Genomic DNA, 1,205 nt, shown 5'->3' with positions numbered 1-1,205 from the left:
TGCTGAATTCCTCAAAGGCAGTAGACGTAGCGTCGGCGTAGGTGTCGGGTGGGTGGGGCGGGTCTGCCCCAGATCCAGGGTTTGGCGCGGGCGTTGAGTTGGGTTGTCGCGAGTTCGGTGGCGTGGGTGATTTCGTCGGGTCCGGCGAAGCTGTGGCCGGCGAGTGCGACTTTGCGGAAGATGCGCCACCAGCCTTCTTGGAGGTTGAGCCAGCAAGCGCTGACGGGTATGAAGACGTGGTGAATGCGGGGGTGGTCCTCGAGCCAGGTTCGGGTCGAGAGGCTGTTGTGCGAGGACAGGTTGTCGGTCACCACATAGATGTCGCCTGCAGGGTTGGCTTCCTCGATGCGTTGGAGGAACTGCTGGTAGAAGGCACTATTGCGAGACGGAGCGGTCATGGTGACCTGCTGTCCGTCGCGGATGCGGAGGCCGCCGTAGACCCAGGTTTTCTCCGGGCCGCGGCCGTAGTCGAGTTCTGCTTTGATGCGATGTCCATCCGGCGACCAGCCCGGCGCCGGCGGGAAGGTGCGCGGGATTACCGGTCCGAGCTCGTCGACGCAGATGACCGTCGCGTCTTCGGGCGGGCAGGTGTAGAGGCCGACGACCCGCGTCCTTTTCCCTCGAAATCCCGGTCCTTTGAGCGGATCCAGGAACGGGTGCGGCGCCATCGGACGCCTTCGGCCACCAGGATTCTGCGGACTTGGGACCGGCCCACTTCGATGCCGCCGCGGCGGGCAGCCTCAGCCAGGGCGTCGAGTGTCCACTGCGGTGCCCCTGACTCGTCCTGCGCCGCCAGTTCGCCGTCCTCGTGCCTGGTCAGACGTCCCGGTGGCTCCTGTCTGACCAGCGCGATGATCCGGGACCTCTCGGCCTCGGTGATCCGGCGCGGCCGGCCCGCGACCGGCCGGTCCTCCAGCCCTTCCACCCCCAGCTCATTGAAACGGTGCAGCCACCACCGCACCGTCTTCGCATGACACCCCAGCTCCACGGCGATCGCCGCCACCCGCAGACCGTCCCAGCTCAGAACAATGATCTGTGCTCTGAGCACCAGGTCAGCCGGTGCCTTCCGAGCCCTCGTCAGCCGGTCGATCATCAACGCCTCATCCGGACCCGAAGCAGGCCGAGCCCGCAGCAATGTCGGCACCATCCACCCCCAGCGCACTCCTCAACACACCGTGTATACCCATAAGTTGAGGAATTCAGCA

The 1,205-nt window shown here is 65.6% G+C and carries 2 protein-coding genes; both read right to left on the bottom strand.

Translation table 11 applies throughout. The annotated features are described in order from the left end of the window. Positions 1–11: 11 nt before the first annotated feature. Positions 12–650 carry an IS630 family transposase gene (locus O3W51_RS48135; protein WP_203218468.1) on the bottom strand — a complete coding sequence of 213 codons (639 nt, stop codon included), beginning with the start codon at positions 648–650 and terminating at the stop codon, positions 12–14. Further along, a complete protein-coding gene (locus O3W51_RS48130) occupies positions 536–1,093 on the bottom strand; it encodes a helix-turn-helix domain-containing protein (protein WP_232486345.1) in 558 nt (185 codons plus the stop codon). The genes O3W51_RS48135 and O3W51_RS48130 overlap by 115 nt, the downstream gene beginning before the upstream one ends. Positions 1,094–1,205: the final 112 nt, after the last annotated feature.

The organism is Streptomyces sp. H39-C1, assembly GCF_027158125.1.
In the GTDB taxonomy this organism is placed as follows: Bacteria; Actinomycetota; Actinomycetes; order Streptomycetales; family Streptomycetaceae; genus Actinacidiphila; species Actinacidiphila fildesensis.
The sequence above is the reverse complement of the archived record's forward strand: the minus strand, read 5'-3'. Positions and strand labels throughout refer to the sequence as shown.

Coding starts and splice junctions, on each gene's coding strand:
- O3W51_RS48130 (WP_232486345.1), bottom strand. CDS start 1,093: ATGATCGACCGGCTGACGAGGGCTCGGAAGGCACCGGCTGACCTGGTG.